The 17,941-nt window shown below is 42.2% G+C and carries 21 protein-coding genes; 9 read left to right on the forward strand and 12 right to left on the reverse strand.

Annotation, left to right across the window (positions count from 1 at the left end):
- Positions 1-155: 155 nt before the first annotated feature.
- The 5 genes from C2U41_RS27675 to C2U41_RS27695 all read left to right on the forward strand — a co-directional run bounded on the left by C2U41_RS27675 (position 156) and on the right by C2U41_RS27695 (position 3,575).
- Entirely contained in the window at positions 156-572 is a 417-nt protein-coding gene (locus C2U41_RS27675; RefSeq protein ID WP_233901307.1) for a hypothetical protein, read from the forward strand.
- A 153-nt stretch (positions 573-725) separates the two neighbouring features.
- Complete coding sequence (locus C2U41_RS27680; protein WP_009654999.1) at positions 726-1,481, forward strand: hypothetical protein; 756 nt, start codon at positions 726-728, stop codon at positions 1,479-1,481.
- A gap of 14 nt (positions 1,482-1,495) precedes the next feature.
- On the forward strand, positions 1,496-1,918 hold the full coding sequence (locus C2U41_RS27685) for a hypothetical protein (RefSeq protein ID WP_043016719.1): 423 nt from the start codon (positions 1,496-1,498) through the stop codon (positions 1,916-1,918).
- Positions 1,919-1,928: 10 nt separating this feature from the next.
- Positions 1,929-2,534: a hypothetical protein gene (locus C2U41_RS27690; RefSeq protein ID WP_043016718.1), complete on the forward strand. Its 606-nt coding sequence runs from the start codon at positions 1,929-1,931 to the stop codon at positions 2,532-2,534.
- Between the two features lie 324 nt (positions 2,535-2,858).
- A complete protein-coding gene (locus tag C2U41_RS27695) occupies positions 2,859-3,575 on the forward strand; it encodes a GntR family transcriptional regulator (protein WP_080940394.1) in 717 nt (238 codons plus the stop codon).
- Between the two features lie 26 nt (positions 3,576-3,601).
- On the opposite strand, the gene C2U41_RS27700 is transcribed toward C2U41_RS27695, so the two are convergent.
- From C2U41_RS27700 to C2U41_RS27755, 11 genes are all read right to left on the reverse strand, one after another.
- Complete coding sequence (locus tag C2U41_RS27700; protein ID WP_009652914.1) at positions 3,602-3,988, reverse strand: plasmid partitioning/stability family protein; 387 nt, start codon at positions 3,986-3,988, stop codon at positions 3,602-3,604.
- A 13-nt stretch (positions 3,989-4,001) separates the two neighbouring features.
- Positions 4,002-5,012, reverse strand: coding sequence for a plasmid segregation protein ParM domain-containing protein (gene parM / locus C2U41_RS27705; protein ID WP_223883253.1), 1,011 nt, complete (start codon positions 5,010-5,012; stop codon positions 4,002-4,004).
- A gap of 887 nt (positions 5,013-5,899) precedes the next feature.
- Entirely contained in the window at positions 5,900-6,832 is a 933-nt protein-coding gene (locus tag C2U41_RS27715) for a hypothetical protein (protein WP_104427108.1), read from the reverse strand.
- A 782-nt stretch (positions 6,833-7,614) separates the two neighbouring features.
- Complete coding sequence (locus tag C2U41_RS27720) at positions 7,615-7,974, reverse strand: hypothetical protein (RefSeq protein ID WP_045269654.1); 360 nt, start codon at positions 7,972-7,974, stop codon at positions 7,615-7,617.
- 16 nt (positions 7,975-7,990) lie between these two features.
- Positions 7,991-8,326, reverse strand: coding sequence for a hypothetical protein (locus C2U41_RS27725; protein WP_045269657.1), 336 nt, complete (start codon positions 8,324-8,326; stop codon positions 7,991-7,993).
- A complete protein-coding gene (locus C2U41_RS27730) occupies positions 8,323-8,727 on the reverse strand; it encodes a hypothetical protein (RefSeq protein ID WP_045269655.1) in 405 nt (134 codons plus the stop codon). Before C2U41_RS27730 ends, C2U41_RS27725 begins: the two co-directional genes overlap by 4 nt.
- Before the next feature lie 365 nt (positions 8,728-9,092).
- Complete coding sequence (locus C2U41_RS27735; RefSeq protein WP_016239971.1) at positions 9,093-9,899, reverse strand: hypothetical protein; 807 nt, start codon at positions 9,897-9,899, stop codon at positions 9,093-9,095.
- Between the two features lie 17 nt (positions 9,900-9,916).
- Positions 9,917-10,357, reverse strand: coding sequence for a hypothetical protein (locus tag C2U41_RS27740; RefSeq protein ID WP_016239970.1), 441 nt, complete (start codon positions 10,355-10,357; stop codon positions 9,917-9,919).
- A gap of 152 nt (positions 10,358-10,509) precedes the next feature.
- A complete protein-coding gene (locus C2U41_RS27745; RefSeq protein WP_000482601.1) occupies positions 10,510-11,871 on the reverse strand; it encodes an FRG domain-containing protein in 1,362 nt (453 codons plus the stop codon).
- A gap of 13 nt (positions 11,872-11,884) precedes the next feature.
- On the reverse strand, positions 11,885-12,688 hold the full coding sequence (locus C2U41_RS27750) for a hypothetical protein (RefSeq protein WP_000589340.1): 804 nt from the start codon (positions 12,686-12,688) through the stop codon (positions 11,885-11,887).
- 58 nt (positions 12,689-12,746) lie between these two features.
- Positions 12,747-14,093, reverse strand: coding sequence for an ISNCY-like element ISLad2 family transposase (locus C2U41_RS27755; RefSeq protein WP_076611902.1), 1,347 nt, complete (start codon positions 14,091-14,093; stop codon positions 12,747-12,749).
- A 227-nt stretch (positions 14,094-14,320) separates the two neighbouring features.
- On the opposite strand from C2U41_RS27755, the gene C2U41_RS27760 reads away from it, so the two are divergent.
- The gene (locus tag C2U41_RS27760) at positions 14,321-14,953 is read left to right on the forward strand and encodes a DUF6904 family protein (protein ID WP_001567369.1); all 633 of its coding nucleotides are present in this window, start codon (positions 14,321-14,323) and stop codon (positions 14,951-14,953) included.
- A 28-nt stretch (positions 14,954-14,981) separates the two neighbouring features.
- On the opposite strand, the gene C2U41_RS27765 is transcribed toward C2U41_RS27760, so the two are convergent.
- A complete protein-coding gene (locus C2U41_RS27765; RefSeq protein ID WP_001567368.1) occupies positions 14,982-16,385 on the reverse strand; it encodes an ISNCY-like element ISKpn21 family transposase in 1,404 nt (467 codons plus the stop codon).
- Positions 16,386-16,600: 215 nt separating this feature from the next.
- Here C2U41_RS27765 and C2U41_RS27770 point away from each other — a divergent pair, with 215 nt between their 5' ends.
- The 3 genes from C2U41_RS27770 (at position 16,601) to C2U41_RS27780 (ending at position 17,916) form a co-directional block, all read left to right on the forward strand.
- A complete protein-coding gene (locus tag C2U41_RS27770; RefSeq protein ID WP_009652923.1) occupies positions 16,601-16,915 on the forward strand; it encodes a hypothetical protein in 315 nt (104 codons plus the stop codon).
- Positions 16,916-17,048: 133 nt separating this feature from the next.
- Positions 17,049-17,477 carry a hypothetical protein gene (locus C2U41_RS29875; protein WP_032155219.1) on the forward strand — a complete coding sequence of 143 codons (429 nt, stop codon included), beginning with the start codon at positions 17,049-17,051 and terminating at the stop codon, positions 17,475-17,477.
- A gap of 13 nt (positions 17,478-17,490) precedes the next feature.
- The gene (locus tag C2U41_RS27780; RefSeq protein ID WP_016241518.1) at positions 17,491-17,916 is read left to right on the forward strand and encodes a hypothetical protein; all 426 of its coding nucleotides are present in this window, start codon (positions 17,491-17,493) and stop codon (positions 17,914-17,916) included.
- The last annotated feature ends 25 nt before the right edge of the window (positions 17,917-17,941 follow it).

The raw sequence follows: 17,941 nt of genomic DNA on the forward strand, positions 1-17,941 counted from the left end.
GGGGAGACTTACCCGAAATCTGATTTATTCAACAAAGCCCATTCAAACTTCTGGCATTACATGGTTCTATACCTGACCGCTATACGCACCAGTTCTATGCAACGGTCGGAGAACTCCAGAAACGAGCAATTGATGAATGTATGGTGGCTTCAGGTATGCGTTTGCTGGAACCGAATATCGGTCTTGGTGCGCTACTGAAAGGGTTACCAGAGGGGGTGGATGTTACTGGTTTTGATATACACCCCGCAGCTGTTGCAATTACTGGCCTGCGCTGGAACGTCACCCTTAATGATTTTCTATTGGTCAAGCCTGAAAATACCGGCTTGTTTGAAAGAATTCTGATGAATCCTCCATTTAGTGACTCACGCTGGATTGCACATTTTCAACATGCGATGAGATTCCTGAAACCGGGAGGACGCTTGATAGCAATACTGCCAGGGAGCGCAAAGGAGCATCTTTTAACCCGAGAAGCTGGGCCCGGTTACGACATCAATATTCTGGGTTGCTATGACAACGCCTTTGAAGGAACCGCAGAATCCATAAAACTTTTCTCCGTTGATGCCCATGAATAGTGGGGAAAGGAAGAGCTGGTCGAGTTAATTTCGTCACCCGTAACTGAACAGAAAAAATGAGATAGAGAAAAAGCCGTCAGTTTGTCGATGTTAAATGCTATTCAAATTTTTCAACATGCGACAATTGAGCCAACTACATGAAGAGGAAACACAATGTCAGCATTTCTCATCAATAAATTATCTTTCGAAGATACCAAACAAATAATGTTGTCCTCCATGAAAACAATGGCATCTCTTCATGGTATTTTGGCAATATTCTTGCCGATAATTGCTGGTGGTGGACTCCTGACACTCATCATGAAAAATGTGACAATGGAGGGGCTTGCATTTTTTATCTTACAGCCAGTTGTACTCACCCTCTACCTTACGGCTATCTTATGCCGATATCAAAGCTCAGAGCTAAGATTGAATATCTGGGAAGAACTACGCAACTTTATCGTTGTGTTAGTTTATGCATTATTCCTGACCGTACTAATGATCGTAATATTGTGGTTGGTCAAATTTATGATTGCTTCAGCGGTTGCGGGTGAAACCAACCATGTTGAATATAAACAACCAACATTAACAAGCATTAGTCTGGCTTACTCCAACCTAATAGTGTATTTCAATATGTACGCCCTTGCCACTTTGAGCGTATTTATCGCTACGCCAATGCTCGTTTTATTCATACCAACAGTTACGCGGTGTAAAGGTTCTCTGCTGAAAAGTATACCAGTCATTTGTAAAAGTACTTTTATGAATATTGGGCCGTTGTTCGCATTTTCAGCTATCTCTGGTGTTGTTTTACTTTCGTGGTCATACTTTTCGCTCAGGTATGAATGGTTAATCCCGGCAGCAACTATACCTCTGGCCTACTTATCAATATTGAATTACCAGCTGTCTGAAGCAGCATTGCCTCGTAACCAATAAAAAGGAAACCTGTGATGAGAAAAATAATATTAAATGCGGTTGTTTGTTTATTTGCAATTAATGCATCAAGTTTCGCAATATCAGCGGAAAGCTCTCCATCTCGTGACGAACTGAATGACGTGATGAAAGTTCATGCTTCCGAGATTGCTGCTGTTATCGCATGTAAAGACTACCTCGAAAATGGCGAGGAACGTTTGACTGAAGCGAAATCAAAAGCTGGCCGTGTACTGGGTAAGATGGTAGGCAATCAAGCCAAGGGTAGCGAGTATGCTAGTCGGATTCTGGTAACTGTTAACGAAGCTAAGCCAGATGAGCAACTGAAGGCTGAATTCGACAAGGTCAACCTTGACCACTCAGTCCGCGTTGCAAAATGCGCTCAGCTAGTAGCTGGTAATGCCGCACGTGCGGACGATGCTGATATCAATTATCTGAATTAAGAGGCTAGCAATGGCGAAGATCAGGATCACTCATCGTTATGACATCAATAAAGACATGTTCTATGGCGTAGAAACTAACCAGCCATATGAAAAGGTTGTTCAGAGGTTAGCTTATCTCCAATTGATTCATTCCACGTTGCCTGATTTTCCCTACATGGCTAATTGCCTGGAACAGGCCGATGCAGTAGAACTCTATTGTCGAATCTTTGGTGGTATTCCTTTAAACACAAATCAACATTATACCGCAGAGATTGATTTATATAGGAACTGGGAAATAGATACACGCGAACTCGTTAATGACATTAATTGCCAAAATTCAATTGCCATTTCCGGCTGCGTAGAAAAAATATTTAAATACATTGTTGAAAACTCTGTTCAGATCTATCAGCTCACAAAAGAAGCTTATAAATTAGGGCAGGGCATGACTAATAATGAAAAAGAAGAAATGGCTCTTTTACTGATTTATATGGATTGGCAACTTCAAAGGATGGATCGTGTTTTAATGGGAGAAAAAATTCAAAAGGAATGGGATTGGCACGATTTTGAGGGAAGGTTGATTTCAGACATTTCGTATACACACACCGGACAACCTGACCTATACATCCACAAAGATTAATGTCATTGACGCACAAGCTGAATATATTTCGACCTTGCACAAATAGCAAACAAACACATTAGAAAGAATTAACCATGCATCTATAATGGATTCTGTTAAGCATAAAATATGGGTAGTAATAGATCCGTTATTGAAAATGTAAGACATGCTGGTAGAGTAAAACGAATGATAACCGTTTACCTTCTCTGTTCTGGCGGATGCCAGTTTATGGATGTGCATACTGGAACTATTTGAAATATGTAGGTAGAGGGATCTACTTACTATGTAGTGTGATTAAAAATATTCTGTTTTCTATGTGGTCAAAAAGTTCAGTATGAGTGATATATGATTGATGATTACAAAAGCTTCCTCAAAAACCCCGGGAATTTACCGGAACTAATTAGTTACTCTCCGTCAGGCAGACCTAGCTTAACGAGACGAGTTGAAGATCGCCTTAAATGCGCCCTTATCCTCGGCTACCTCAAGCCCGGTGATAAGTTGGTAACAAAAAACATCGCCGATGCTATGAAAATGAGCGTCACGCCCGTCCGTGAAAGCCTGATACGTCTGTCTGCCAGTAGTGCTCTTGCTTTGACTCCATCACATGCCTTTTTTGTTCCCATCATCACCAGTGAGCAGTTCAACGAGTACATGAGAATGAGGCGATTGATTGAGCCAGAACTGGCAGAAAAGGCCGTACTGAAAATGGATGCCAATGGCTTTGAAGAATGCCTGTCTTTGTGCCAAAAGCTGCGTTCCGCATATGAACGTAGGGATGTTTATCTGGCGCACCAGCTAAACCTCACTCTGCGGCTGAAGCTTTACATATACGCCGGTCTGCCTGAGTTTTTCAAAATTGTAACCCAACTGTGGATTAACCTGTGGCCAACTCTGAGTTACACGTTCGAATCTGACTCGGAGGATAAATGGCCAATATTTTTCTCGTCGCTTGAACTCGCTCTTTCAAACAGGGATGCAGGGGCAGCAGCAGATGCCATTAGAGAGTCACTGGATAAGGGGTTGCGGATCTATCTCAGCTTGTTAACCGAGCAAGGTGAGTAAACCGGCTACTAGTAGCCGGTTCGGATTCAACGTTTGAGGGTTTGCATCATCAGGGAGGGTTTAGGAATTGGTTCTTTCTGCTCAGCAGGCTTATCCGAATCAATGATGGTTGTTGCTCGGATACCTGTGGCCTGGGTTTCCACTGGTGAAGAATTCCGTTCAACGGCAATGCCCAGCGTTTGCGACAGAATGTTGCTCAGCGTTTCGGCATTAAACGATGTCGTGGTTTGTGCGGCCAGCAAATTTATTAACCGAGGGTCGAGCTCATGCAAGGCAGACGCAATTACCAGTGCCTTACGGTAAAATTCCCCCCGGGATCGGCGGGGTAAGCGCTCCATAATATCAAGAGCTTTACCGTCTTCTGGATTATTGCCGGGGCGGAGCCAGACGAGTAAACGTTTATCTTCTTCCATCACATAACCTCGTTTAGACGCTTGCCATTGCTTTGACGAGCGCGAGCTGCGCGTCAGGCGCTTTGATGACATCCAGCTTAGGGAATAGTTCGACAATATGAGAATGGATGAGCTCAGCACCGCCCCCGGCCAGTATGATTTTGTGGACGCTGTTCTGACGACGTATATCAGCTGCAACAGCTTCGGCCAGATTTTTCGACTCAGAATCGATAACGTCAATGATGGCATCAATTTTAGAGTGATCATTGACCGCAGAAGCAATCAACGCTCTATCATGACGGTTTTTAATGATGATATCCGCAATGGCATAACTACTTGGAGACTGGGCATCCTGGAGCGCAGCCATAACAGCTTTTGTCACTCGTGAAACGCCAACATCGCTGTTGCCAAAGATATCAGATATGCCCTCCATTGCCCCCTGAATGATGGCCAGGTCTAGGGTTGTTCCCCCCAGATCGACAACCAGGGTTCGTGTAAGCTGCGTGGTTGTTTTAGGATCAATCAGATATTCAGCCGCAGGTACTGATTCAGGCATTACGTTAACTTTTACAACATGAAAAGTTTCGCCATTATTCAGGGTTATTGGGCCCATAACGTTGGCCTTTTTCTTTTCAATATTAGCTTCGTTCAACTGCGCATCGCTCGTGAAGAACATGGCCACCGGCAGTGTCACTGTAAGTTCAACATCCTGTGGCTCAAGACCGGAAGTCAAAAGGGCATGATGAATTGCTACGCGACTTACAGCGTCGAACTGGAAAGAGGTATGCGTTGTTGTAATTGCAGATGTTGAACCAATGTCGTGAGTAAATTTCCGCCCATCAATGAGATAGTTGTAGATAGTTTTACCACCAAATGCGAGTGGAGTAGCCCAGCCTTCGCGGAAGGCGTTCTGCGAAACATGAGTTTTGATTTCACCATTCTCAATCCAGGCAAGTTTTACGTTCGTTGAGCCGTCATCACAAGCGATGTTCATCATGGTATATACCTCATTAAAATGTTCAAAAGTATCAAAAATCTCTGCCATTTTAGATAGTAAGCCATCCTGAAGCAAGGAATGCGCACCTGTAGCGCACGTTTAATGTCCACAAAATGACTATGAAAAGTGAATTACGAGTGAGTAAAACAGGAACGATTCTATCGGATTGAAATCTGGCGGGGTAAACGAGAAAGAGGGATGTATACGTACATGCAGAGGTCGGTAGCCCTGGAACACCAACGGAAAAAGTAACAAACCACCCGAAAAATGAACCAGTGCCACCAGACTAAATTGTGACAATCGATAGCCAATACTGCAAGAGAACCTAAGAATAAAAGGTATCGCTATATGACAGCTCAGTCGGTAAAATCGAGGAAACCATGTCGGATCACCATTGTAGTTTCTGGTTAGTTCAATAATGAGGTATCCCCAATGACATCCATTCTGCTTACTTCTGATTCTGTTGATGGGTACACTTTTTGTATTTCTACTGATGGTAATGGATGTAAGCTGTCAGTCAGGCCAGAATACCGGCGCAATGGCACACAAACTTATGATGGCTGGTTTCCCAGATACTACTCAAAGCCTCAGTATGCTAAAGCAGCGTTAACAAGGTTCCTTGGAGAATCTGTTAACTGGTCACCACGGACGGGGCTCAGTTAGTCACAGGATACGTAACAGCCTGAGTCCGAGGATACCAACAAGTCAAGAGAACCCCCTGATAAACCCTTAACAATCAACACCTTACCTTGGTGCGCTTAATGTATTGAACATGTTAAATGGCTGCATGAAGTGCAGACATTTAGCCTTCAGCGATGAACTTTCAGACAGTTAATATCGTCTCTGATGCAGCAACATCACTGAAACTCAGATTTTACAGATTGCCCTGATGTTTATTTGTTAAGTATATAGTGCAGCTATTTATAGCATTATCATCATTTTACAGCAATGCAGTTAATGAAGGGATTCCTGATTTCCCACTGAAGCCTGAGCCAGTTCAGGTAGGATACATAAATCTGTGTATCACCCTCCGTCATGTAACTGTTTCGCTGAATCTTTCTGGTCAGGGGATAGAATGCCACCGTACCATAGGGTGTTTCTGAGATAATGATTTTAGTATTCCCGTTATATGCAATTTCATAAACAATATTGTTTTTCTTAAGTTCATCCTCCGTATCCATAACTATTTCATTTCGTATTTTATTCACTTCGTGATAATGCTGGCTCAGTATCTTCATTGCTGAGCGTCGTAATGCTGCTTCCTTTGCATTCTCCATTGTACTGATGAAAAAAACTGTGTCCGGGGAATAGAAACGACGATGTGAAAAATCTTTATCCAACTCATATTCTCCGGGGTTATTTTTCCAGCGGGCATAGCCATTAAGTTTTGGAAGGTCATCGCAGAAATGCTGGAAGTTATGCCATCTTTCGCAAACCGTCACTCCCTTATATCCTTTAAAATATTGTTTCCCTTTAACTGTCATGTAGCACCTTGCCAACATATTATGCCAGAGAATGAACGCTCTTGTTCTCTGATGGCTTCGGGTGTTTTCAATTGTGGAATGCTTTCCATTTCCAATATATCCCACATCATAATAACGGGGCTTCATCAACAGTGTTATTCGTTCATCTTCTGAGGACGGGAACGCGTCACCTGAGACTGCACCTGATTTAATATGCGTACCGTAGGCCTCTTTGATTATGCCGCTGTCTTTAAATTGCACAACATAATATCCGCGTCTTGATTTATCTTCGGAGCGACCAAGAACAGAGCATTCACCATTATGCTTCGTGGTAAATACAGCACCGGGAAATAACGTGTTATGGTTGTAGTTCTGGTGGTATCTCTTGTTTCGAAAAAGCGTCATTTAATATTTCCTGAGTAAAGAATTGGAGGGAGAAAAAGAATCGGGTCGGGTCCTGTTTTTCCCCTTTAACTTCTGTCAGGCCAGCACTCCGGGTGGAGGTCAGGAATTAAATTTAAGAATCCATTCAAAAAAATAAAATTTAAAATAATACAGACAATGCAATGTGACAGGTATCGTGTCGTTCTGTCAGCAGTAATCTGAGGTTGTCACAAAGCAGGCTCAGCACCCTGCCTTATCATGCACTGGTGCGCTCAGAATGCGCTACAGGCACTGTAAATACGGGTCAGGGCAGGGTGTGCAGAGTCTGTCTGATGGCAGGATTCCGGCATATGCACCACTGTTCATTTATACAGTTAAATGAAATTAGTGCAGATTGTGACCGGAGGTTGCACTGGCGTGATTGTGGGCTGTTTCAGGGCTGAAGTATGGCTTTGCACCGACTGCATTCCCCTGATGGCCTGTAGCGCGTTATATGCTTCTGGTTATGCTGATGTGCTGTGCCGGAATCACCCGATAGGGTGGTAAAATAAAAATAAATATAATCAATTTACAGATTCAAATATCCATGCTACCATCGCCAAATCGCCAACCGGGGTTAAACCCTTATTATGATATATTTATTCTTAATCGGTTTTCTGTACTTACTCTGAACCTCTCAATATTATCCCAATATTAAGCCCTCCGCAGGAGAGCCATACGGCTTGAGTTAACAAAGAATCAGAATAAAAAAATAAGAATCTCCACCAAAATGAAGACCCTTACATGTCAGCATCAGAGAAATATCAGCAATCTACTTTATCAAAGTCTATCCTGAAATCATCTTTCATGGCATCGGCATTATTCATTTGCTTTCCATTTCTTAATAACTGAAGCTCTTTGAGTATTTCCTTCTGAATGTCCGCCTGAGTAAACAGAACTGTTTTTAGCTCATAGGATGTAATGCTTTTGATTATCCATGCAGCACAGACAACGGTGATAATGATTTTTGCCGTATCAAAGCTGATGAAAGCATACCCCTGAAGTATCGAATACCATGACGGGTTGTCAGTTCCAATAAAATAGAGCCAAATCAGTATGGTTATTGTAAGATTGATAGCGAGCGTTAATTTTGAAAGATGTTTTGTCAAAAATGAACTGTTCATTTTTTTGTATTCCTTTTTAGTTTTGTTTTCCAGTGTTGCATCCGGCGCGATATGCCTGAGTAACTTCAATATGCTCGGCTCGTTCCATTCCTCGTAAGTTTTCCGTCTGTTTATTAAATTTCTTTATTTTCTTCTCACAGACGGAATTGCGATGCTGTATTGCGTCCCTGGCTCCGGTTATACATGCGCCATAAATAACATCCGGGTTGGCAATTCTGGAAAAATTTGCGTAAGAATCACATGTAGCAGTCACTCTCATCTGCATCTGTGATTGCGTAATCGCCAGTGACTGATTTGCAAATAACAAACCGGCGATTGATATCAATAAGGGAAGGGTGGTTGAATTTTTCATTCAGCACCTCCCTGTAAAATACAATCAATTCCCATTGCATCAGTACCCCAAAGCTTGATATCCGGTTCACCACCTGATGCACCCTGAGTGCTCATATCCAGAGCAAGGATATAGAAACTGTTTTCATCAACATCAAACTCGTAGTTAACAAGTGGAGCGCCACTGGTCTGATACACCGATTGCTGAATATCCTGAATACGTTTTTGTGAGATGAGCTTGCCGTGATGCAGTAACTTTATGACGCCAGCGTCTTTCATGTAGCTCATGAATCCACTACTGGCACTACCGGTAACGTGTCGCTCAATGCTCCAGCCATCATGACAAACAATATTGTCTGCCATTGCAGTAACCGGAATGGTCATACTGGCGGCAAAGGTAAGGATTGGTATCAATCGTTTCATTCGAATCAGGTCCTAAGAAAATTATCAGGACGCCCGGTAATCTCAGTGAAGGCCGCAAGACATTTCAATCGTTATGCGCAACAGAGAGTACGGGCAACACAGCCAGCACAAGGATGACCATAAAACATCAGATTCAGCCTTTATCTACGTTTGTCAAAGCAAGTTTAAAATGTCACCTCTTTGTGCAAGATAGAAAGGGCACTTTCAGCCTATGTAATCATATTAATGTGACTGCTGCGTTATCCCACTCAACCAATTAATAAAGCAAAAGTTAAATATGAAAGACTGGAATAAAAATATAACGAAAACATCTTAATATGGAAATATCTGTGTCAACGGGATCTTTAGTTATTGAATATCTGGTTCTAAATAGGTTCTACATTCAACGGGAAGGGAAACCAAATATCTATATGTTTTTTATAAATACCATTACGTGGCAAACAACAATCTGCATATTTTTTTAAAGAATCTCCACATGGACAAATATTTTCTGGCGATAATACTCCATCATGTTCTTTCGCCTTAAATCTCCAGGTCGTAATATTGAAAATTTGATGTGGGGATTGTATGTATTTGACAACACTAATTAAAGTTGAATAGTTATAATGATCACCATCATTGGAGAAAAAAACACTACATTTGTTAACGGGATTACTAACTATGTCATAAGTAATTAATTCAAAATCGATCACTTCATCAAAGCAAAGAACTCCATTATAAAGTTTATTTTTAACATGACCACAATCATTAATAAAACTACGGGTTGTATTACATACTGAACATTTCACTTCTTTTATTATTTCACGAGAACTACCGAAGATTTTATATGGGAATAACGCCTGCCAATTACATACCATTCTCGCTAAGAAGTTAACACCATAGAAATTAACCTCAGGCAGAAACTCATTATTTTCTTTAATATGTATTAAATCTATTTCTATCCTTTCAAGTTCTACCCATGCTTCATAAAAATCACCTCTTGTAAGTAAATTAATGACTTGAATATATTTTAAATGGGCTAGTAAAATTGTTTTGTATAAAAACAATCTGTTTGATTCATTATTCAAGCTCAAGGATTGAGCTTTTTTTAACTCAGCATTAAGATAATCAAGAATAGCACTATCTTCTTGAGTAATACACATCCAACGCTTTAACTTTTCGTGAATATTCATAATATCTATATAGATTTTTATTTGATTTTGTTAATTACTTTTAAAACATCGTCTACTTTTCCAGAAACAGTGTATTTCACATGTTTTCCTGATTTATTTTTTTTAATTATAGAGACTTTAACGTCTATATCTCTAGTTCCAAAGTTATCAATTTTTTTCTGAATATAATTTGAAACAAGATTTACTAAAAAAGGTATCATTACTGATGTGGCAAAGAAAGTGCCTAACGCTAACGTTATACTGTTTAATTGCAGGTACGAAACACCATTAGAATCTCCGTACACTTTAACATTAGAATGTGATTGCTTGGTGAACTGGAAAAAATCCAGTGCATTACCTCCAGTAATTTTTGAACTATCAAAAACGATCGCAATCTCATCATCTTGAGGTTCATATGAAGAAATGATTTTTACCTCTTCATCTTCATCACTCATTTCACTCAAAGTAATGGGGTTCATTCTCAACTCCTTGTTTTATATTTTTACATTCAAATTTTACTATACGACTGGTTAATTGCTCCTGTCCAACACACACCAGAGTTCATATGCTTAGCATACAAGGGACCAATGCCAGTAGCGACAGGCTAGTGTGTCAAAAAACCACATGAAGATCAATCTCCTGCGGAAAATTTGGCCGCAATTAGTTTCATTGTCCTTTCCATGCCTTGATAAACTGTCGCATCTGTAATGTTTAACCTTGCGAGTTCCTTAAGTATTCTAGCTTTGTTTCTGATCACTATTTTTTCTACTTTAAACTCTTGCATAGCATCATCAGGGTTTGAAACTAAATCGGGATAAACAGCATTATTCCCAAATAATAAGAATGCACCTGACTGTGATGACATCCTTTCATTATTATTTCTTCCTTTAACGAAAATTAACCTTTCCAAATCTGATGGTATAATTACATCTTTAAAATAAGGTTTTTCATCTTTAATGTAATGTATGAGTTTTTGACAAGCTTCAGTTTTATTGAAAGCCTCCTTGTCCATTTTACAATCCAGCTGATCTTTCAGTGTTTGACTTAGCATTGATATATTTGATATGCAACTTACTGTATCAGAGTCAAAGAATTTTATACGATCCCTTTTTGTTTTGAAAATAATAACATGTCCATCAACCTCATTTGTATTTTCATTATTACTAATGTCGCAACAAGCGAAATACAGAGCGATTAGTGGATTTGATGTTATATCCAACAAACGAGTTGGTAGTCCGTAGTGTTGCATCCTTACTAACTTGTCTAGCATTGTTTTATCATCAACAAACTCAGTTGGCCTTGCTGTTAGGGCTTCACGGACTAAATTTGATTCACTGTGCAAATGCTTGAAGTTACCTTTTTTGTTTTTCCTGAAAACTGATGGAGCCAACTCGTAAGATACATCAGAATGTCCACGATAAAATATTTCTGCATCTTCTTCATGATCTTGTTCTAAAACACGCGCCATGAAACTTTGAACATTATCTATTATTGGGTAGTTATCAACTTCATCAGGAAGTGCTTCAGTAGGAGGAAGTGGTGTACTTCTTGTCGTTATATTTAGAAGTGCTAATGTTTGATTTAAATCACGTGCTTTTATTCCCCAGTGAGTCCGTTTCAGCCCATATGCACCTAATTCTAAAGCTGTTTGATATAACTCTTTGTTTATCACTACGACATCATCTTGTGAGTGAGTGATTCTGAAATCAAACTCAACATTTTTGTTAACTGTTCGTAGATTTGAAATTACACCAAGTCGCAAAGTAATGTATTCAACATTGTCTCGGGAATAAAGTTCTGACATAAAAAGCGTAGGTAATTTCTCAATATAAGATAATGCTTTATCATTCAAAGGCGTTAACTTCAACCGGATGTCATCAGAGGTGCCTTCTAACATACGTGATATAGGAAAATCACAACTCCCACTAACCCGTTCATACATGGGCCAATGTTCAAAATAGTCAGGTTCTCCGCCCATAATTAGATTAAACATTAAAACTAAATCCTTATATTTTACTTAATGAATTATTTACAATCCAATCAATTGCGCCAGAGGTGCGAATCCAAGGCTTTATATTATGATTCACATAATAAATGGCTTCATCCATTCCACCTAACGTGATATATCCACTGTTAGACTTGATCTGTAATCTGCACTTCGATAACAAGCCGGGGATGTGTCTATTAGAATCAATCGCAGCTTTAGCGATATCATCGGCATCCGGGGATGACTGTCGGTAGGCGAGTAGGGCGCGTGTATACTGAAAAAACGAACGCATATCCCCAGGATAATCGTCCAGTAGCAAGGCCAGATCATCCACCATTTCAAGCTCAAGGTAATAGTTCGCTAATAAATGACGAATCCCCTGGTTATCGTTCGGGTTGAGCTTCAGCATTTCGCGGCTATGAGCCATAGCCGGATAAAAATTACCAGACTCCCATAAGGCCTCAGCCAAAGCTGCTTTTGCTCTCATATATGGACGTGTTTCGACAAATCCCCAGAAACGTCCTGCGAACTCCTGAAAATCCTCGCCAAGTGCAATGCTGGCTGCGTACAAAGCAGTCTCCAGCTTCCCGATTTTTGACTCAGGAGGTTCTTGAGATATCTCGCAGTAGAATGAGTATGCGTCAGCACAGAGCGGGGATTTCTTGATAGCTTTTCTGATGAGTTTCAGCACAACTTCCAGGTCATCATTTTCCCAGGCATCGAACATGAACTCCTGAGCCGCAACCAGATCTAGATGTAATTGCTCAGAGCTGACAGCAGTTTTATACAAATCAACGCGCTTTGTAGTCGGGAATTTAATCATCTCAAGTATCCTTTTGGGGACTCACTGTTCCGGTACTTTGCAGCACTGATGGTCGATTCTATCGCTTTGAACTTGCCACAAACAAGCTCGGGTCTGCCAGAACGGGATTGATAGCCCGGAGCTGTTCCTGGATGCGCACCTGAGCCTTACGGCTGGGCGATTTTTTGCTTCGTTCCCGTTTGCCTTCGCTTTCCCGCTCATCCTGTTTTACCTGAGCCAGTCGGAGTACAGTCCCGAGACGTTTGTTATCAACAATCTGCCCCTGGTCGACACAGGCCAGCTTATCAAATGCCTGGCACTTAAGGCTCCGGTGCCCATAGAGGAAGGCGAGGGTGCCATCGGGATAATCCAGTACTTTAATTTTTTCACCGGCAAGACGGCTATTTTCTTCTGTGGTGTCCATGAGATAAAGGATCTTATCGTACTGGAAGGTCAGTGATTTCGACACGGTACGAACATCATGCCAGGCAAAGATGTCTCTTAATTCATCGGGGCTTTCCTGCACCGGACGATGCAAATCTTTGGGGAACTTAGCCGGTCGTGAAAACCGGCTGTTAAAGTCAGCGATGAAAGTGGCAAGCCAGGCATTTGCGGCCTCAATGCCGGTTATACCTTCCAGACGCATTTCTTTGATCAGCCGATCCTGAAGTGTCTGATTCGCACGTTCCACGCGGCCTTTAGCTTCAGAGCTGTTGGCACAAATAAGCTCGATTGCCAGGTCATAAAGCACACGTCCGAACTGGGTAACGGTGGTATTGCGTTTCTCCGGACCACTGACGCGAAATATTGCGTGTTTGTCACTGTACAGCGATACCGGCTTCCCATGCTGCTCGATGTATTCCCGGGTTGCCAGCATGTAGTCAAAGGCTGTTTCTGACTCGCTGAACCGCAAATGCATCAGACGCCCGGTGGCATCATCGATAAAGACCAGCAGGCAGCATTTTGGCGCACGGCCTTCAAACCAGTCATGGTGGGAGCCGTCGATCTGGATAAGTTCACCCAGACAATCACGCCGATGTCGGGGTTGATAAACCCGTGACTTACGGCGAGCATGCGGGACCCAGAGTCCGTCAGACGTCATCCAGTTGCGGACGGTCTCGATTGAAAGCCGGATATTATGGCGCTCTCTGAGTTTTTCTGCGGCCAGTGTGGGCCCAAAGTCACTGTAGTTTTCACGTATCAGCGTGAGTACTCGTAGTTTGAGAGATTCGGTCAACCGGCGGTTGCTGGGCTGGCCGCGTTTGCGGCTGACAAGTCCTTCAGCACCAGAAACTCGGTAACGATTGATAAGTCGTTGCGCCTGACGTTCTGAAATGCCAAGCTGTGATGCTGCATCACGACGGCGTAGACGCTTTTCACAAACTGCCTGTATCACCGGTAGGCGGTGGATCTCTTTATCTGACATGGTCACCAACATGCGTTGAGCCCCTTAGAATTGCATTCAGTTTAGCTTACTCTAAGGTGACGTTTCTATCTGGATAAAAAGTGACATTACTAAATGGTTCTAACAATCTAATGTCAAGGCTCAATTGAAATGTCCGTTATCCAGCTCAATTAAAATGACCACTTTGATCTCTCATTCTCTTTACTGATAGACTTTCCTCCGACTGAAACAACAGGATGATTGAGCCCATGCTTCGATACGAGTTAACGCCGAACAATGCAGGTTTTATACTGTGGGGAGATTCAGAAGCCCTGAATGAATTACATGAACTCATTCATTACATCGTGGATGAAAGCCCACTGATTAAAGTTAAAGACGGATTTATGTTATCCCTTGCCTATGATATTCGTAAAGCACGGGAAGGTAATCGTCGTGTTGAGCAACATCAGTATGATCAACATGATACATATAAGCTTTATGGTGTTGAGCTTTTATGGCCTCTGGTCCTGGTACAGTCCTCAATACTCAGAAACTCAATGGGTTATATTCAGACAGACAAAAACCAGCTGTCTGTCATGTATGCCTTTGAATACCTGATAGAATCAGCATTAACAGAGTCTGAGAGAACAACGTCGAATGATATTATGCTAACAGTAAAATATGCATCAGACTCTGATTTTAATTTCATTGAGGATAATATTGACAGCAGGTGCTGCTATTTTATCAGCCTATCTCCGGAGCAAAGAAAAAAGCAGTTAATCAGTATTGTTCGTTCTTTTCATTCATTATGGGGTAAGTATGCCCGTGAAAAGCAGGACATAAAGATGCTGAACGAAATGAATAATACATCATGGGTCTGGCCGGACAATATCAACTGGTGAGCAACCACTGTCCGGCCAGTGAGTACCATCAGCGGGCTCTTTTACCAAAAATGTCCTCTGAACGTGACTGAAGCTGTTTGAGTGCTTCGAGCATGTCATCATTATCCAGTGAGCGCTGGGATTTCTTCCCTTCCTGCTTTGGCCGTCGTCGGGAAGGGCCATCTCCAGCGGGAATTGACTGAGAGCGCGTGTTATCCCGCTTGCTCTGCACCAGACTGATAAACTCCAGGGTTCGGCCAAGACGCTTGTTATCGACAATCGCGCCCTGGTCGATTTCTGACAGTCGGTCGTAGGTAGAGTAGGGAAGTAGCGTACCGTTCAGGCGCAGCTCTTTTCTGCCATCAGGATAGTGATACACATCGATATATTTACCTATTGCACGGCGACTCAGTTCGCTGTCTTCAATCAGGTACAACATTTTATCATATTGTATCGTCAACGATTTTGAGACTTTACGTTTTTCACGAACAGTGAAAATAAGCCCCAGGTCCTCATCATGTTCTACAGCACGGTGTACGTCAAAATCATGTCGCGGTACTTTGCCAAAACGGCGGTTATAGTCAGCCATATAGGCCTCAGCGAAGTCATTTGCAGCCTCCATTGAACAAATGCCCTGTAACCGCAGCTCTTTGACCAGACGATCCTGTAAAGTGAGGTGAGCTCGTTCTACACGCCCTTTGGCGGGACTGGTTTCTGCACAGATAGTCTGGATGTTCAGTTCATGCATGGCTCGCCCAAACTGAGTATGCCCGTCTCCGCCTGTGGCGTGTTTATTGTTAACACGAAAAACACCGGCTTTATCGCTGTACAGTGCCAGCGGTTTACCATGCTTATCGATATAGCGCCGCGTGGCTTCGAAGTAAGAAAACGTGGACTCCGATTTAACAAACAACAGTTCCATCAGTTTGCTGGTTGCATCATCAACATAGACCAGCGCGGTGCAGGCCGGGCCACGGCCTTCAAACCAGTCGTGATCACAGCCATCTATTTGTATCAGCTCACCAGTACACGGACGCCGGTACCGTGGTTGAGGGATCCTTGCGGCACGTTGTTTACGGGGAACCCATAAGCCAGCCCGCACCATGATGCGCCGGACAGTTTCTTTGCCAAGAAACAGTCCGTGGAGTTCTTCGAGCTTTTCACGCGCCAGAGTCGGACCGAAATCAGCATAACGCGTCTTGATCAGTTCCAGAGCCTGATCTGCGAGCCCGGGTGGCAACTGGCGGTTACCACGCATGCCACATCGTCTGCTGGCCATACCAAGCGGTCCGCCTTCACGGTAACGGGCAAGAAGTCTGCGGCATTGCCTGTCGCTGATACCGAGGTGCTCGGCCGCACGGCGCGTTGTGATGCGACGTTCAATGACGTCCTGTATAATCTTGATCCGGTTGATCTCTTTCAAAGTAAACACTCCTGAGCTTTCTGCGCTCATGATATGCCTCCCGGTAGTTTAAACGGACCAGTGAAGCTTACCATAGCGCGGACATCTGAATTGAGCCACAGGCGGACATTACTATTGAGCCATTACACATCTAAGTGCGCATAATGAACCTTATGTTGAATTATGGTTAAGTAGTCGATTTTATGGTTGGAAGTGCCTGTTTGCAGTAAAATGCAGTTCATTACCTTTAACCACTGGAACTAGACATGGCTAATGAAGATCTCCCCTCTGGGTGCAAACGCTGTAAAGGATGCAATCAGGTTAAACCCTTCGAAGAATTCGGTAAGGAACTTAAGGGTAAGTTTGGCCTTAAAAGTAAATGCAAGTTGTGCATTAGCGATAAAAACAGAAATTATGCTGCCGGTTCCGGTGCAGGTGTAAAACTCCAAAACAATAAAAAATACCAGACCGAGCATAAGAGTGAACTGGCAGAAAAGATGAGAGTAAGACGGGCAAAGAAAAAATTTGGAGATAACTATGAAGCATATCTAGCATCTTTAGAAAGGATTAAAAACCTCTGATAATTACATAACAACCTTAGTCAATAAGACACAAAGATTATGTATTGTTGCTTTTATTTCAAAGCATCAACTTTATTGAAAAGTTACGCTATACACTGTGCAATTTATTATGCTGATTTAATTTGGTGATTATATGAGTTGTCATGACAGAGACATCAATAAGATCCTTCAATCATTCACTCACTTAATGGTTGAAGCAAAAAAAAGCATCTTTCATTCAAAATCAATGAAGGTTCAAGGTCTTCAGTTAGTAGATGAGTTATACATCCGTGCCCGGACGGGAAAAATGTCATACCTCGGTTCGTCGGTACTGGTAGTCGCAACCATTTCAGTGAAGACCCCAGGCAAAGGATTTTTCAGACAGTTACTCTCGAAATTAAAAGAAGCAGCTGAGACAAATAACTACATCTTAAAGGTTGAGAATGTCATCAGCACCGAACTTAGGGAGTTTCTTATCAGAGAGGGTTTTTCATTTCCTGGTGAACGGTGGATGTGCGGTTCCGGCTACTGGGCTCCATCATCACTTAGGCTTAATGACCAATTAAGCACCCTCCCCGTCTAATATGAGGCCGTAAATGTTCATAACCCCTGAAGTTGCTTATGTCTGCGAGCTGTTACATAAATATGATGTACTTCCACTCGAATGTGATGGTCATACTATGGTTGTAAGTTGCCTGCTAGATAGATTCTGTATACCGCACCAGCGCATCGTTGGAGAAGTAACGTTGGCTGGAACTGGCCAGATAATTCGACCTCATCTGTGGATAGAGTATGACGAATACATAATAGATTACCGCCTCCGCATGTGGGCAAGGAAAACCGAAGATAATGTTAGTCTAGTGCCTCATGGCATCTTTATCGAAGATAAAAGTCAGGCAATTTACACTGCTCAAAGAATTGCAAATAAAGCCATGATATCAGACTCGATAATTGATTTTATGACAGATGGGTTATGGACTAAGATTCTCCTAGAAATCCCTGGTAAAAAAAGAATTACATAAAGCAGGAGGATTAAGTTTGTTCATA

The sequence above is a fragment of the Citrobacter freundii complex sp. CFNIH4 genome (assembly GCF_002934505.1).
GTDB lineage: Bacteria > Pseudomonadota > Gammaproteobacteria > Enterobacterales > Enterobacteriaceae > Citrobacter > Citrobacter freundii.

Coding starts and splice junctions, on each gene's coding strand:
- C2U41_RS27675 (WP_233901307.1), top strand. CDS start 156: ATGCGTTTGCTGGAACCGAATATCGGTCTTGGTGCGCTACTGAAAGGG.
- C2U41_RS27680 (WP_009654999.1), top strand. CDS start 726: ATGTCAGCATTTCTCATCAATAAATTATCTTTCGAAGATACCAAACAA.
- C2U41_RS27685 (WP_043016719.1), top strand. CDS start 1,496: ATGAGAAAAATAATATTAAATGCGGTTGTTTGTTTATTTGCAATTAAT.
- C2U41_RS27690 (WP_043016718.1), top strand. CDS start 1,929: ATGGCGAAGATCAGGATCACTCATCGTTATGACATCAATAAAGACATG.
- C2U41_RS27695 (WP_080940394.1), top strand. CDS start 2,859: ATGATTGATGATTACAAAAGCTTCCTCAAAAACCCCGGGAATTTACCG.
- C2U41_RS27700 (WP_009652914.1), bottom strand. CDS start 3,988: ATGGAAGAAGATAAACGTTTACTCGTCTGGCTCCGCCCCGGCAATAAT.
- parM (WP_223883253.1), bottom strand. CDS start 5,012: ATGGCAGAGATTTTTGATACTTTTGAACATTTTAATGAGGTATATACC.
- C2U41_RS27715 (WP_104427108.1), bottom strand. CDS start 6,832: ATGACGCTTTTTCGAAACAAGAGATACCACCAGAACTACAACCATAAC.
- C2U41_RS27720 (WP_045269654.1), bottom strand. CDS start 7,974: ATGAACAGTTCATTTTTGACAAAACATCTTTCAAAATTAACGCTCGCT.
- C2U41_RS27725 (WP_045269657.1), bottom strand. CDS start 8,326: ATGAAAAATTCAACCACCCTTCCCTTATTGATATCAATCGCCGGTTTG.
- C2U41_RS27730 (WP_045269655.1), bottom strand. CDS start 8,727: ATGAAACGATTGATACCAATCCTTACCTTTGCCGCCAGTATGACCATT.
- C2U41_RS27735 (WP_016239971.1), bottom strand. CDS start 9,899: ATGAATATTCACGAAAAGTTAAAGCGTTGGATGTGTATTACTCAAGAA.
- C2U41_RS27740 (WP_016239970.1), bottom strand. CDS start 10,357: ATGAACCCCATTACTTTGAGTGAAATGAGTGATGAAGATGAAGAGGTA.
- C2U41_RS27745 (WP_000482601.1), bottom strand. CDS start 11,871: ATGTTTAATCTAATTATGGGCGGAGAACCTGACTATTTTGAACATTGG.
- C2U41_RS27750 (WP_000589340.1), bottom strand. CDS start 12,688: ATGATTAAATTCCCGACTACAAAGCGCGTTGATTTGTATAAAACTGCT.
- C2U41_RS27755 (WP_076611902.1), bottom strand. CDS start 14,093: ATGTCAGATAAAGAGATCCACCGCCTACCGGTGATACAGGCAGTTTGT.
- C2U41_RS27760 (WP_001567369.1), top strand. CDS start 14,321: ATGCTTCGATACGAGTTAACGCCGAACAATGCAGGTTTTATACTGTGG.
- C2U41_RS27765 (WP_001567368.1), bottom strand. CDS start 16,385: ATGAGCGCAGAAAGCTCAGGAGTGTTTACTTTGAAAGAGATCAACCGG.
- C2U41_RS27770 (WP_009652923.1), top strand. CDS start 16,601: ATGGCTAATGAAGATCTCCCCTCTGGGTGCAAACGCTGTAAAGGATGC.
- C2U41_RS29875 (WP_032155219.1), top strand. CDS start 17,049: ATGAGTTGTCATGACAGAGACATCAATAAGATCCTTCAATCATTCACT.
- C2U41_RS27780 (WP_016241518.1), top strand. CDS start 17,491: ATGTTCATAACCCCTGAAGTTGCTTATGTCTGCGAGCTGTTACATAAA.